At 60.6% G+C, this 13066-nt stretch carries 11 protein-coding genes; 5 read left to right on the top strand and 6 right to left on the bottom strand.

The window, feature by feature from the left end; genetic code table 11:
* Window positions 1-193 precede the first annotated feature (193 nt).
* Complete coding sequence (locus JF535_RS08390) at window positions 194-1150, top strand: TIGR01777 family oxidoreductase (RefSeq protein ID WP_340674147.1); 957 nt, start codon at window positions 194-196, stop codon at window positions 1148-1150.
* Window positions 1151-1223: 73 nt separating this feature from the next.
* Here the strand turns inward: JF535_RS08390 and JF535_RS08385 are convergent, their stop codons facing one another.
* The 3 genes from JF535_RS08385 to JF535_RS08375 all read right to left on the bottom strand — a co-directional run bounded on the left by JF535_RS08385 (window position 1224) and on the right by JF535_RS08375 (window position 3214).
* On the bottom strand, window positions 1224-1613 hold the full coding sequence (locus tag JF535_RS08385; protein WP_207001145.1) for a hypothetical protein: 390 nt from the start codon (window positions 1611-1613) through the stop codon (window positions 1224-1226).
* A gap of 257 nt (window positions 1614-1870) precedes the next feature.
* Window positions 1871-2653, bottom strand: a complete 783-nt coding sequence (locus JF535_RS08380; RefSeq protein ID WP_207001143.1) for a YdcF family protein — start codon at window positions 2651-2653, stop codon at window positions 1871-1873.
* Between the two features lie 66 nt (window positions 2654-2719).
* The gene (locus tag JF535_RS08375) at window positions 2720-3214 is read right to left on the bottom strand and encodes a zinc ribbon-containing protein (RefSeq protein WP_207001141.1); all 495 of its coding nucleotides are present in this window, start codon (window positions 3212-3214) and stop codon (window positions 2720-2722) included.
* A gap of 102 nt (window positions 3215-3316) precedes the next feature.
* Between JF535_RS08375 and leuS the strand changes: the two genes are divergently transcribed.
* From leuS to JF535_RS08355, 4 genes are all read left to right on the top strand, one after another.
* The gene (gene leuS, locus JF535_RS08370; protein ID WP_207001138.1) at window positions 3317-5914 is read left to right on the top strand and encodes a leucine--tRNA ligase; all 2598 of its coding nucleotides are present in this window, start codon (window positions 3317-3319) and stop codon (window positions 5912-5914) included.
* 228 nt (window positions 5915-6142) lie between these two features.
* On the top strand, window positions 6143-6661 hold the full coding sequence (locus JF535_RS08365; protein WP_242523765.1) for an LPS-assembly lipoprotein LptE: 519 nt from the start codon (window positions 6143-6145) through the stop codon (window positions 6659-6661).
* 1 nt (window position 6662) lies between these two features.
* A complete protein-coding gene (holA, locus tag JF535_RS08360; RefSeq protein ID WP_207001128.1) occupies window positions 6663-7667 on the top strand; it encodes a DNA polymerase III subunit delta in 1005 nt (334 codons plus the stop codon).
* 175 nt (window positions 7668-7842) lie between these two features.
* Window positions 7843-9501 (top strand): acyl-CoA dehydrogenase family protein, encoded by a 1659-nt coding sequence (locus JF535_RS08355; protein ID WP_207001126.1) that lies wholly within the window; start codon window positions 7843-7845, stop codon window positions 9499-9501.
* A gap of 29 nt (window positions 9502-9530) precedes the next feature.
* Here JF535_RS08355 and JF535_RS08350 read toward each other — a convergent pair whose 3' ends face one another.
* The 3 genes from JF535_RS08350 to JF535_RS08340 all read right to left on the bottom strand — a co-directional run bounded on the left by JF535_RS08350 (window position 9531) and on the right by JF535_RS08340 (window position 12967).
* Window positions 9531-9920: a hypothetical protein gene (locus JF535_RS08350; protein WP_207001124.1), complete on the bottom strand. Its 390-nt coding sequence runs from the start codon at window positions 9918-9920 to the stop codon at window positions 9531-9533.
* Between the two features lie 245 nt (window positions 9921-10165).
* Window positions 10166-10906: an SDR family NAD(P)-dependent oxidoreductase gene (locus JF535_RS08345; RefSeq protein ID WP_207001122.1), complete on the bottom strand. Its 741-nt coding sequence runs from the start codon at window positions 10904-10906 to the stop codon at window positions 10166-10168.
* Window positions 10907-10945: 39 nt separating this feature from the next.
* Complete coding sequence (locus tag JF535_RS08340; protein ID WP_207001113.1) at window positions 10946-12967, bottom strand: aminotransferase class I/II-fold pyridoxal phosphate-dependent enzyme; 2022 nt, start codon at window positions 12965-12967, stop codon at window positions 10946-10948.
* Between the last annotated feature and the right edge of the window lie 99 nt (window positions 12968-13066).

The raw sequence follows: 13066 nt of genomic DNA, 5'->3' as shown, positions 1-13066 counted from the left end.
CCTCCCATCGCAAACGCCTTGGCGGCTGCTATTATCCTGAGATATTCAACCCGGCGCAGAGGGCAAACTTGCCGTATACATCCGATCCACGGGTCCGGCAGGTCGTTGTTACCCAGCGCTCCCCCGGTGCCACCGCACGCACGATGCGGCAAGGCACAGACCGGGCCAATGTTTTCCATGCACAGAACAAACAATGTGCGGCACGGATGCCAGATTTATGCATTGCTTAATCACTGGCGGCACTGGATTAATAGGCCGTCTTTTTTGTGCGAAGTGGCTGGCGCGAGGCCATCGTCTCACGGTGCTCAGCCGATCTCCCGATAAAGTACACAAACTCTGTGGCGAGTCCGCCCAGGGGGTACGCGATCTGCAGCAGGTCGAAGGGCCGGTGGACGTTGTCGTCAATTTGGCGGGAGAAACCATTTCCAAGCGCTGGACCACTGCGCGCAAGCAGGAAATCCGTCGCTCCCGGCTGGAAACCACGGCGCAACTTGTGCAGTGGATTCTGGCGCAGCCAAAAGCGCCCAGTTATGTACTTTCCGGCTCTGCGGTGGGTTATTACGGCGATCGCGGCGGTGAGCTGCTGAAAGAGAGCAGTGGCCCCGGCGGCGGTTTCTCGGCAGAACTGTGCAAAGACTGGGAGGCTGCCACTGAGCCGCTGAAACAGGCCGGCATCTGTGTCGGAACCATGCGCACCGCCATCGTCCTTTCCACCAACGGCGGCGCGCTTGCGCAAATGCTGCCACCTTTCCGCCTGGGGCTTGGCGGCCCCATGAGTACCGGTGAACACTGGATGAGCTGGATTCATGAGGACGACATCGTCGGCCTGATGTTGCACGCCATCGACCACCACCTGTGCGTCCCCTTCAATGCCTGCGCCCCGGAGCCGGTCACCAACAACAGCTTTTCACGCCTGCTGGCGCGCGAGCTGCACCGCCCCTGCCTGATGCGCTCACCGGCGTGGATGCTGCACCTGATGTTCGGCGAAATGGCCAACGAGCTATTGCTCGCCAGCCAGCGGATGGAACCCCGCACCGCGCTCGACAGCGGCTACAGCTTCCAGTATCCCACGCTGGAAAAAGCTCTCGCCGAGCTGCTGGGCCACTCCGGTGAAAATGGCGCAACCCGCCCCTCGTCGAAAACACACTGAGCGGATACCCCCACCCTACAACGCAAAGAGCCCGCATATAGCGGGCTCTGGCAGTCGATTGTCGCTGGCGGGGTCAGGCAGCGGCGGTATTGCGTGTCAGTGCGTCTTCCAGATAGCTGCGTGCTGCTTCAGAGGTCACCGGATCCGCCTTGCACTCCATTGGTGCAGTGCCCACCCAGTGTGCATGCCAACGGAACCAGCTGTGCTCACCGGCCTCACTATCGCGCTTGTCCTGGCGCAACTCCACGAAATCCGTCTGCTCCGGGTCCAGCTTGAACTCGCGCACAATCTGTCCGACAAACGTCTCGAAGTTTTTGCTCAGTTTGGCCGCACCCTCTTCGCCAGCAGTGAGTATCACCAGCTGACGCTTGCCCCGCTGGGTCAACTTGAAGCCGATCCACACCGGACGGTTCAGACGATTGTGCAACTGGATTGGGGAAAAGGCTGAAGGAATACCCGTCATCAGAACGTTACCTCGATTATTCTTATCTTGTTATCTGCAATTCGGTCGTAACCGCCGTGCACGCAACACGACTCACGTCAAGAGATCCATTCATCAGAGGTCTGCTCCTGGCCCCCTGTCCCAAAACAAAGTTTCAGGAGAAACTTTCCCTGAGGGCGCCCATACTAGTTATTCATTCTGGGTGCATCAAGCACCAATCCTGAACAGGCGTCCACTAACAGTCAGACATCTGCGACTCACACCTCAACAACTGCACCTCAGCAACTGCGCCGTACCGGCAGCGGCCGCCACCGATACCACTGGTCTGCGACCAGTTCCCGCCAATACACCTGACTACGCAACAGTGCTGCGGCACTGGGCAACCAGCGCAGCAACCCGCTCTCGGCCCTGGGCACCAGCTCACCGGGACTTCCTACCGGCAGTGGCTGCACCTGAATGCCGGCGCGGGCAAAACTCTCCGCCGCACGGGGCATATGCCACCAGTGGGTGACCAGAACCACCCCTTCGACGCCGGCGTCGTGCAAAAGTGCCGCCGAGTTCGTGGCATTTTCCGCCGTAGTGCGGCTGCAATTCTCGCGCCAACTCACCGGCCTCTGAAACAGATTCTCCAGCGCGTCCGCCATCAGCTGGGCTTCTGGCACCTTTTCATCCGAGTACACGCGCCCGCCGGAGACCAGTATTGGCAGATCTTTCGGGGCCTGCGCGGCCGCCCAGGCCACCCGCTCCAGACTGGCCGCCGACAGACGTTCAGCCCCGCTCACGGCATCCCGGTAGCGCCCGCCGCCGAGCACCACAACCGCCGTTGGTTCAATCTCCGGCACCGGCGGCTGGAGCTTGGCCACGCGCTGCCCCAACCAACCCGAAAAGGCGGGTGTTGCACAAATCCACAAGGTGAGAAAACACAGGATCGCCAGGGGCAGCGACAATTTGGCAAGGGGATTGGTTGCGGGGAAAAACCAGAACACAAAGGCCATCAAGAGCCCAACCAGAGGGGCAAATGGCGGCATGATGAGTATGGCCAGGGCAGTGTGCAGTTCCATCTTGCTCAGCGAATATCCCTTGTAGTGTGTGGTCGGGTTCGTTAATCGGGCGAATCGAACCCCGGTTTAGCCGGCGTCCAGCCCCCCGATAACCTGACGGAAACAGCCGTAGCCACAACGGTGACAGGGGGTAACCTGGCTGCCCGCATCCGGCAGCGCGCGGTAGCCGCAACCGAGGCACTGCAGCTCCTCGCCCTCGCCGACGGTCTCTCCCGCCAGCGCCCAGGGTTCTCCCCGGCGGATACACAGCATCAGCGCTGGCCAGGCGGCCTTGGTGGGGTCTGCGGCTTCCAGCACCCAGTCTCCATAGCGCTCTTCCAGTGTTTTCAGCTCGCCCCCGAGGCCCTCGAGATAGTCCTCCGCCCGATGGGCATCGTCCTTCAACCAGGCTTTGAGGAAGGCCGCCTTGTTGGCCGTCAGCTTCTCCACCGCCAGTTCGTCTTTCACCAGCTGCTCCAGCTCCTGGCGCAGCCCGGCAGACAGCTTTTCATCGTTCAGCAGCAAATCGGGATTATCGACCTGCTGTGTGGGTTTAGTATCGGCTTTAGGTTCCTTACTCATCCTATCCCTCCTATAATTCGCCGTTTTCCGGCCAAACCGCACCGGCGGTTTACAGTCAGAATACCCCAAAAGATCGAGTCACAGAGTATAGGTTCCCCACAGATGGAAGAGCAGTACAACCCCTCCGCAGTCGAAGCCGCCGCCCAGCAGCACTGGGCCGAGCAGAAAAGCTTCGAGGTAAAGGAAGACCCCGCCAAGGACAAGTTCTACTGCCTATCCATGTTCCCCTACCCCAGCGGCAAGCTGCACATGGGGCACGTGCGCAACTACACCATCACCGATGTGATCTCCCGCTACCAGCGCATGCAGGGCAAAAACGTACTGCACCCCATGGGCTGGGACGCCTTCGGTCTGCCGGCGGAAAACGCCGCCATCCAGAACAAGACCGCCCCGGCCAAGTGGACCTATGCCAATATCGATTACATGAAGGGCCAGCTGAAAGCCCTCGGTTTCGGCTTTGACTGGTCCCGCGAGCTGGCCACCTGCCAGCCGTCCTACTACCGCTGGGAGCAGTGGTTCTTCACCCGCCTGTACAAGAAAGGCCTGGTGTACAAGAAGAACTCCGCAGTGAACTGGTGCCCCCACGATGCCACCGTACTGGCCAACGAGCAGGTGGAAGACGGTGCCTGCTGGCGCTGTGGCACCACCGTCGAACGTCGTGAACTGGCGCAGTGGTTTATCAAGATCACCGATTACGCCGAAGAACTGCTGAATGACCTCGACCAGCTCCCCGACTGGCCGGAACAGGTGCGCACCATGCAGCGTAACTGGATCGGCAAATCCAAGGGTGTCGAGCTGGCCTTCGCACTGCCCAAGACCATCGCTGGCGTGGATCACTTCGACGTGTACACCACCCGTCCGGACACCCTGATGGGGGTTACCTACGTATCCCTCGCCGCCGAGCACCCGATCGCCCTGGAGCTGGCCGAATCTAATCCAGCACTGAAAACCTTCATTGCCGAGTGCAAGAAGCAATCCATGTCCGAAGCCGATATGGCCACCATGGACAAGAAAGGCATGGACACCGGCCTCAAGGCCATCCACCCGCTCACCGGCGAAGAAGTCCCGGTATGGGTCGCCAACTACGTACTGATGGATTACGGCAGCGGTGCCGTGATGGCCGTGCCCGCCCACGACCAACGCGACTGGGAATTCGCCAAGAAGTACGACCTGCCAATCAAACAGGTAGTGACACCTGCCAGTGACGAATCCATCGACCTCGACAAGGAAGCCTTCACCGAAAAAGGCGTACTGGTCAATTCCGGTGGTTTCGACGGCCTCGACTTCGACGCAGCCTTCAATGCCATCGCCGACGGCCTGGAAGTGGCCGGCAAGGGCCGCGTCACCACCAACTACCGACTGCGCGACTGGGGTGTATCCCGCCAGCGCTACTGGGGCGCCCCCATTCCCATGTTCAACCTCACCGACGGCACCGAGATCCCGGTACCGGCCGAGAAGCTGCCGATCCTGCTGCCGGAAGACGTGGAACTGGACGGCGTCACCTCGCCGATCAAGGCAGACCCGGAGTGGTGTAAAGACGAATACAACGGCGAAGCGGTCGAGCGCGAAACCGACACCTTCGACACCTTCATGGAATCCAGCTGGTACTACGCCCGCTACACCTGCCCCGATTTCGAGGAAGGCATGCTCGACCCCGACCGCGCCAACTACTGGCTGCCGGTGGACCAGTATGTGGGCGGTATCGAACACGCCATCCTGCACCTGCTGTACGCGCGCTTCTTCCACAAACTGATGCGCGACGAAGGCCTGGTCAACAGCGACGAGCCCTTCAAGCGCTTGCTGTGCCAGGGCATGGTGCTGGCCGAATCCTTCTATAAAGAAGAAAACGGCCACAAAACCTGGATCGCCCCCACCGCCGTCGACGTAGAACGCGACGACAAGGGCAAGCCGATCAAAGCCATCGAGCGCGCCACCGGTGAAGAAGTGGTGGCCGGCGGCGTGGTCAAAATGTCCAAGTCCAAAAACAACGGCATCGACCCCCACGCCACCGTAGAGCAGTACGGTGCCGACACCGTGCGTCTGTTCACCATGTTCGCCGCGCCCCCCGAGCAGACCCTCGAATGGCACGACTCCGGCGTAGAAGGCGCCAGCCGCTTCCTGCGCAAACTGTGGAAAACCGTCCACGGCCATATCGAAGCCGGTGATGGCAGCGCAGAAATTGATATAAACAACCTGAGCGACAAGCAACAGCAACTGCGCCGCAAAACCCACGAAACCATCCAGAAAGTCAGCGACGACTACGGCCGTCGCCAGACCTTTAACACCGCCGTGGCCGCGGTGATGGAACTGCTGAACGAAGTGGGCAAGGTAGCCGAACGCGACTCCGCCAACGGCCTCGCGGTAGAACGCGAAGCCTTGCAAGCCGCCGTCATGCTGCTCGCCCCGGTCACCCCGCACATCAGCCACGCACTGTGGAAAGCACTGGGCAACAGCGGCGAACTGGTCGACGCACCCTGGCCGAAAGTCGATGAAAAAGCCCTGGTGCGCTCCAGTATCACGCTGGTGGTGCAGGTAAACGGCAAGCTGCGCGCAAAACTGGAAGTGCCCGCGGACGCCGACAAAGAAACCCTGGAAAAAATGGCGCTGGCGGACGAAAACGTACTGAAATTTACCGAAGGTAAAACCGTGCGCAAGGTGATCGTTGTACCAGGCAAACTCGTCAACATCGTCGCCAATTAATTAGCCCGTCATGGTGGATGCGCTTTCGCTTATCCACCTTTGCTTACGAAGCACATTAATCAGACGCGAAGGTCAGGTGAAGGGGGCAAGTTTTCAGGAGCGTCGGCGACACGGACGTCGCCGACGCAGCGTACAGGGACGTATTCACAGCGGTCCTGAAAACTTGCCTCCTTCACCTGACCGCCAAAGCACTAGAACAAAGCGCAACGGACTCAAATGAAAACGACCATGCTCCGCACAATCACCCTAGCCTTGGCGGTAGTAATCTCAGCCTGTGGCTGGCACCTCCGCGGCGCACCCAAAAATTTCCCCCCGGGCAGCAAGCTCTACATCACCGCCCAGGACCCCAGAAGCGAGCTCGCCGAAAGCATCACCCGCCTGCTGCAAACCAGCGGCCTGCCCCTGGCAGAAGCCCCTAGCGAAGCCGACTTCACCCTGACCATCCACAAAGAGACCGAAACCAAACGCACCGTCTCCGTGGATGCCAAAGGGCGCGCCTCCGAATACGAACTCATCACCAGCGCCGAATACAGCGTGCGCGACAACACCGGCCGCGACCTACTCACCATGGCCCGCGCCGACGTCTACCGCACCCTGGAGTGGGACGACAACGAAGTAGTCAGTAAAGGGGAAGAAGAACGCCTGCAACGGGAAGAAATGCGCCGCGAGCTGATCGGCCGCATCATCGACCGCCTGCGCCGCATCGACATCAACGCACCCGTGCGCGACAACCCGGCGTCCCCCTGATATGCCACGGATCAACCCACGCCAGCTCGCGCAAAACCTCCGCCAGGGGCTCGCGCCCATCTACGTCGTCACCGGTGACGAACCCCTGCTGGTACAGGAATGCTGCGACACTATCCGCGATGTCGCGCGCAAGCATGGCTTCAGCGAGCGGGACCTGCTGCACGGCGAACACAACTTCGACTGGGGGCAACTGCTCTCTGCCGCCGGCAGCATGTCCCTGTTCGCGGACAAAAAAATTATCGAGCTGCGTCTGCCCGGCGGCAAACCCGGCGACAAAGGCAGCAAAGCACTGCAAGAGTTCGCCAGCATGGCGAACGATGAAACCCTGTTACTGCTGGTACTGCCCAGGCTCGACCGCTCGCAATTGAACAGCAAGTGGGTAAAAGCCCTCGAAGCCAAGGGCGTATTGATCCAGATCTGGCCCGTAGACGCCTCCGAAATGCCCCGCTGGATTCACCAGCGCCTGCGCGCCAACGGCCTCGATGCCGAGCCCGAAGCCATCCAGATTCTTGCCGAACGTGTCGAAGGCAACCTGCTCGCCGCCAGCCAGGAAATCGAAAAGCTGAAACTGCTGGCCAACGACAGCGTGATCACCGCCGACACCATGAACAACGCCGTCGCCAGCTCCGCCCGCTACGACGTCTTCGGCCTGATCGACAAAGCCCTCGCCGCCGACGCCGCCGGCGCGGTCCGCACACTGCAGGGACTGCGCGCCGAAGGCGTCGAAGCTCCGGTGGTACTCTGGGCCATCGCCCGTGAAATCCGCACGCTGCTGGAGACCCAGGAAAAGCTCGAGCAGGGCCAGCCCATCAATCGACTGGTGCGCATCCAGAAGCGCCAGCCACTGGTACAGTCGGCCTGCCAGCGCCTGCGTCCTCGCCACCTGCAAAACTTCCTGTTGCGCGCCCGCGCCGTCGACAACGCCATCAAGGGCGGCAAGGAAATGGATCCCTGGGCGGGCCTGCTGGAACTCACGCTCAATCTCTCCGGTAAGCGCAGCATCTGACCCACCCCCTTCCCTCCCGGCCTCCCCAAGACCGGGGTGATGCCAATAAATACCACGGCCCAGGCTCCTCAAGGCAAGCCTACCGGGCAAGAACGCGCTAGGATATTCAGCGGACCCCACTCCGGCGGCGAACCCGGCATCACCCGCCCCGGTCAACCTGGCAGAGACCGCGCGCATGACACACGACACCACCGCACCCGATGTTGCCAACACCCATCAGGTGTTCAACCAGCCGGCACCGCTCCACGGCCACAACCTCTACGCCGGCGATACCGCGCTCAGGGAAGCCGTCACCCGTTACGGCGGCCACTGGGGCGAGGATGATCTGCAGCGCTATGGCGAGGTGTGCGGGCGGCCGGAGTGGATCGAGCGCGGCTTTCAGGCCAACCACTACAAGCCGGAATTCGAGTCTCACGACCGGGTGGGCAAACGCATCGATCAGGTCAACTACCACCCCGCCTACCACCAGCTCATGCAGCTGGCCATGAGCGAGGGGCTGCACGCATCCCCCTGGACAGACCCGAAACCCGGTGCGCACGTAGTGCGGGCGGCCAAGTACTATCTGCACAGCCAGGTGGAGTCCGGCCACGGCTGCCCCGTCACCATGACCTTCGCCTCGCTACCTTCCATCCAGCTATCCCCGGTGCTCGCTGAAGAGTGGCTACCTAAAATTACCGACCGCGGCTACGACCCCAGCAACCGACCGCACACGGCGAAGTCCACCGTAACCATTGGCATGGGCATGACCGAAAAACAGGGTGGCTCGGATGTGCGCGCCAATACCACCAGCGCAACCCCGGTTGGCAATGGCGCTTACGAACTCGTGGGCCACAAGTGGTTTACTTCCGCCCCCATGTGCGACGCCTTTTTGATGCTGGCGCAAACCGCGGCCGGACTCAGTTGCTTCCTGGTGCCCCGCTGGCGTCCCGACGGGAAAAAAAACCCCATTCAGGTACAACGGCTGAAGGACAAGGCGGGCAATGTCTCCAATGCCTCCGCAGAGATCGAGTTGCGCGGCGCGCTGGGCTGGCTGGTAGGTGATGAAGGACGCGGTGTACCGGCGATTATCGAGATGGTCGCCGCCACACGCTTCGACTGCATGATCGGTTCGGCCGCGGGCCAGCGCCAGGCCACCCTGCAGGCGATTTACCATGCAAGCCAGCGCAGCGCATTCGGCAAGCCATTGATCGAACAGCCACTGATGCAGAATGTGCTCGCAGACTTACAGCTGGAGGTAGAAGGGTCCGTCGCCATGACTCTGCGTATGGCACAGTCGATGGACCACCTCGACGACTCACAGCAAAAGCTGCTGATGCGCCTCGGCACCGCGGTGGGGAAATACTGGATTTGCAAGCGTACCCCGCACCACGCCTACGAAGCCATGGAGTGCCTGGGAGGCAATGGCGTGATCGAAAACTTCATTACTGCGCGCCTGTACCGCGATGCGCCCATCAATGCCATCTGGGAGGGCTCGGGCAATATTCAGGCACTGGATGTGCTGCGCGCACTAGGCAAGACACCTGCGGTACTCACCGCCTGGTATGACGAGCTGGAAAAAAGCAAAGGCAGCGACACCCTGTTCGATACCGCAATTACCCGGCTGAAGGATACGCTGCGCAACCTCGACGACCTGGAATATCGCGCGCGCGATGTGGTGGATCAGATGGCGCTCACCATGCAATCGCACCTGCTGATTCAGGGGGGTAACACCGCGGTAGCGGAGGGTTTTCTACGCTCCCGGCTGGGGAAACACGGCGCGGGGAATACCGGTGCCCTCCCCGTTGGCGTGGATGTAAAATCCATCATCGAACGGGGAAACCCGCTGGTGAGCTAGCGGGAATCGCCGCAGGGGATAAGAGAGGATCAGGAGATGAGCGAGCGGATCGGCGCCAGATCAGGATTGTCTTCCGGCAGCGCCAGCTGGCGCATACGCACTTCCTGCGAGAGCTCCGAACCCGCCTTGTGCAACGCACCCTCGGCGAAGCGGGCCAACTCAGCGTCGCGGTCGCCACTCTGGCTGAGATCCGTCAGCTGACGCAATAACCCGGCATAAGCCACAAGCGCATCGTCGTACCGACCCTGGCGAAAATACAGATCGGCCAGATTCTGGTAACTGACCGACAGCATAGCGATTGCCGCCTCGGGGTCTTTCCATTCCGTAAGTAATGGAACCACCCGCTCGCACGATGACTTGTAAAGTTGCTCCGCATCGCTCTCGCGGCCTTCCTGGTAGGCGCGATTGGCGGATTGCATGATTGCCTTCCACTGCTCCATAGAGCTTCCCTGGATGTTTCAATCTGAATGGCTTGGCGCAGAAAACTTTCTTGCGAGTGAGAACAACAAAATCAGCGAATCAAACAATACCAGTTCCACCGCATCCCCTGTCAAGAGCCGAGTGTCACCAGAAAAAAAGTCACGCCAGAAGGCGGGCGCAATACCGGAACGGTCGAGAACCAGAGCGATTTAAATAGCCTGCAACCCAATCGGAGCGGCCTCACTCACCAGGGAATCGGCGAACCATCCCAGAACAATAGTTTTCCGTGATCTTCCTCTTGCAGCTGTTGCAGTACGGTCACTATTCTCTCGGCACTTTGCGTGGGGGTATAAAGTTTGTCTGCGGGAATATTTTCCTGGAAGGGCTCCGACAGGGGCGTGTCGGTGGTGCCCGGGTGTACGGCCACCACCCGGCACGCATCCACTTTGCGTCCCCATTCGATGGAAAGGTTGCGCACCAGCATATTGAGTGCGGCTTTGCTCATGCGGTAGCTATACCAGCCACCGAGGTGATTGTCTTCGATACTGCCGACTTTTGCCGACAGCGATGCCCAGGTCAGCGGCGAGCGCCGCTTGAGATATGGATCCAGCGCCTGGGCCAGATGCAGGTGGGTGAGTACGTTCACCGTGACACTGCGCATCAGGGTATCGTCATTGCACTGGCGCAGGTTTTTCTCCGGCCCGTGCTTGTCCCAGTGCAGAATGCCACAGCAGACCACCACCCAGTTCGGCACCGGCCGCTCCGCCAGCCAACCGTTGACCACCGCAACACTCCCGGGGTCTTCCAGTTCTGCCGTGCAATGCTGGTGGGTATCGCCAAGCAGGTCGATGTCGTGGCGACTGATTGTCAACAACACGGCGTCGGGGTACTGGCTGTGTAGTGTTTGCAGTAGCGCCTGGCCGAGGCCGCCGCTGGCACCGGCCAGTAGAATACACTGCGGTGGAGGGGTTTCTGCGTGCTGCATCGGCGTCCCTGCCAATCTGCTGCTCCGTAACCGGAGCGGTTACTTGTTTGCTTTCGATGGTTTCCGCGAAGACTTGACCGCGGAAGCCAGTGGCTCCTTCATCACCCGTATCATGGGCTCATCGGAGCGGAAAATCAGCCCGTGGATTTCCGTGGCGTTCTGCCCCTGCAACAATTGCTGCAGGAACTGCACGATCTGGGCAGAGATTTCCTGCCCCGGCACCAGCACAGGGATTCCCGGCGGATAAGGCACAATTTCGTCGGCGCAGGTGCGCCCAACCAGTTTCTTTTCCGCCGCCACACCGTTGTCCATCAGCGGCAATTCTTCCGTATCGGAAAAATAAGCATCGGCGGGCAGGCAGTTCAGGTGGGTAAACTCCGGCAACTGTCGCGCGGTGCCCACATGGCTGCGCTTGCGCGGTTGCCGCGCCAGTTGCTTGAGTGCGTGCACCAGACGCAACAGCTTGCTCTCGGTGCTCCCCAGGGTTACCAGCACAGTCACGGTGTTGTAGGTGGTTTTCTCCACCTGGATACCAAACTGGTCGAACAGTTTTACCTGGATTTCCTTGCCGGAATAGCCGCTGCCGGAAACATCAATAGTGACCTTGGTCGGGTCGAGGCGGATGTTGTCGTTGGCCAGTGGTGCGGGCACCAGGTCTTCCAGCTTCAGTGCGCGGAACACGCCGGTGGCATCCACTTCCCGCCGCAGGGTCGCCACCATCTGCGCGCAGTGGCGCAGGCGGCCGTAGCCTTCCATCACCATCTGCTTGCGCGCTACATCCAGGCTCGCAATCATTGAATACTGCGGGCTGGTGGAGGCGTACATATTCAGGTTTTCACGGAAACGGAATTCATCGAAGTCCGGGTCCTGCACATGAATCATGCTGGCCTGGGAGAAAGCCGACAGCATTTTATGGGTGCTCTGGGTGACGTAATCCGCCCCGCACTCCAGCGCCGTGGGGCGTGTCTCGGTATGGAAGTAGCCGTGTGCGTACCAGGCCTCGTCGATCAGCACCTTGACCCCGCGCTCGTGCGCGTAGTCGATGATCGGCTTGAGGTCGTAGCGCAGGCCATCATAGGTGCAAGAAGTAATCACCAGCAGGCCCGCGTCCGGGTGTTCGTCCAGCGCCTTTTCAATATCCGCGCGGCACACCGGGCCGTAAATACCAAACTCGGGGTGCAGGGTGGATTTGAGATACACCGGCTCGATCCGGTTCATCACCACCGCGTGGTGCACCGACTTGTGACAGGCCTGATCCACAATGATCTTGCCGCCGCCACCGAGAATCTGCTGGATCACCACCTTGTTGGCGGTGGAGGTGCCGTTGGTCAGGAAGAAGGTCTTCTCGGCGCCGAACGCCTGCGCCGCCAGATCCTGTGCTTCCTGGATCACGGAATGGGGCTCCAGCAGGCTGTCCAGCACCTGCACCGAGACCGACAGGTCAGTGTTGAATACGTGCTCGCCCATAAAGCGGTAGAAATCACCCACCCACGGGCTGTTGCGCAGGCTGTCGCCACCGGAATGACCGGGGGTATGCCAGGCGTCGCGGGCGGAGAACACGTAATCCTTGAGGGTATCCGCAAAGGGGGTGGAGGCGCGGCGGGCAATGAAGGCCTGCACCAGGCGGAACATGTGGTTGAAATTGCACTCGCGCCGGTCGAACAGCTCATCAAAGCGCTTGCGCACCGAGGCAGGAGCGCCACCCTGGTCGTTCAGGAATGAGTCTTGCGCCACCAGGAACACATTCAGCTGAGCGCGCAGCGCGTGCATGCGGTCCGCCAGCTGCTCCGCATCCTTGAGCTCATCGGGGCTGCAGCCGCCATCAATGATCAGCGCCTGCAGTTGGTCTTCCTCCCGCAGGCACCGCTCCAGCGCGCTGGTGGCCACGGCTTCAAAGCGCAGGCCGTAAGGGTTCTCGTGCTGTGCGGCGGTCGCATTGAGGGCATTCACCCAGCTGCTGCTCAGATCGCGGTCATTACTGACCAGCGCCACACGGCATTCCAGTGGTTGGCGCTGCTCGCACAGGTTGCCCAGGTCAGGCATTGTCAGTTCTACACCCATAACACTTCTTCTTATCCTTCAGCATAGAAGCCAGATACTAAAGGAGTCAGGCGTCGATTAGGCCAGACAGGGGCAAATTGGCAAGAACCACCGTGAAAT

This window comes from Microbulbifer salipaludis (assembly GCF_017303155.1).
GTDB classification, from domain to species: domain Bacteria; phylum Pseudomonadota; class Gammaproteobacteria; order Pseudomonadales; family Cellvibrionaceae; genus Microbulbifer; species Microbulbifer salipaludis.
The sequence above is the reverse complement of the archived record's forward strand: the minus strand, read 5'-3'. Positions and strand labels throughout refer to the sequence as shown.

Bases quoted from the DNA above. Each gene is read 5' to 3' on its own strand.
- JF535_RS08350 (WP_207001124.1), bottom strand. From the start codon at position 9,920: ATGCAATCCGCCAATCGCGCCTACCAGGAAGGCCGCGAGAGCGATGCG.
- JF535_RS08345 (WP_207001122.1), bottom strand. From the start codon at position 10,906: ATGCAGCACGCAGAAACCCCTCCACCGCAGTGTATTCTACTGGCCGGT.
- JF535_RS08340 (WP_207001113.1), bottom strand. From the start codon at position 12,967: ATGGGTGTAGAACTGACAATGCCTGACCTGGGCAACCTGTGCGAGCAG.
- JF535_RS08385 (WP_207001145.1), bottom strand. From the start codon at position 1,613: ATGACGGGTATTCCTTCAGCCTTTTCCCCAATCCAGTTGCACAATCGT.
- JF535_RS08355 (WP_207001126.1), top strand. From the start codon at position 7,843: ATGACACACGACACCACCGCACCCGATGTTGCCAACACCCATCAGGTG.
- JF535_RS08365 (WP_242523765.1), top strand. From the start codon at position 6,143: ATGCTCCGCACAATCACCCTAGCCTTGGCGGTAGTAATCTCAGCCTGT.
- JF535_RS08390 (WP_340674147.1), top strand. From the start codon at position 194: ATGTGCGGCACGGATGCCAGATTTATGCATTGCTTAATCACTGGCGGC.
- leuS (WP_207001138.1), top strand. From the start codon at position 3,317: ATGGAAGAGCAGTACAACCCCTCCGCAGTCGAAGCCGCCGCCCAGCAG.
- JF535_RS08375 (WP_207001141.1), bottom strand. From the start codon at position 3,214: ATGAGTAAGGAACCTAAAGCCGATACTAAACCCACACAGCAGGTCGAT.
- holA (WP_207001128.1), top strand. From the start codon at position 6,663: ATGCCACGGATCAACCCACGCCAGCTCGCGCAAAACCTCCGCCAGGGG.
- JF535_RS08380 (WP_207001143.1), bottom strand. From the start codon at position 2,653: ATGGAACTGCACACTGCCCTGGCCATACTCATCATGCCGCCATTTGCC.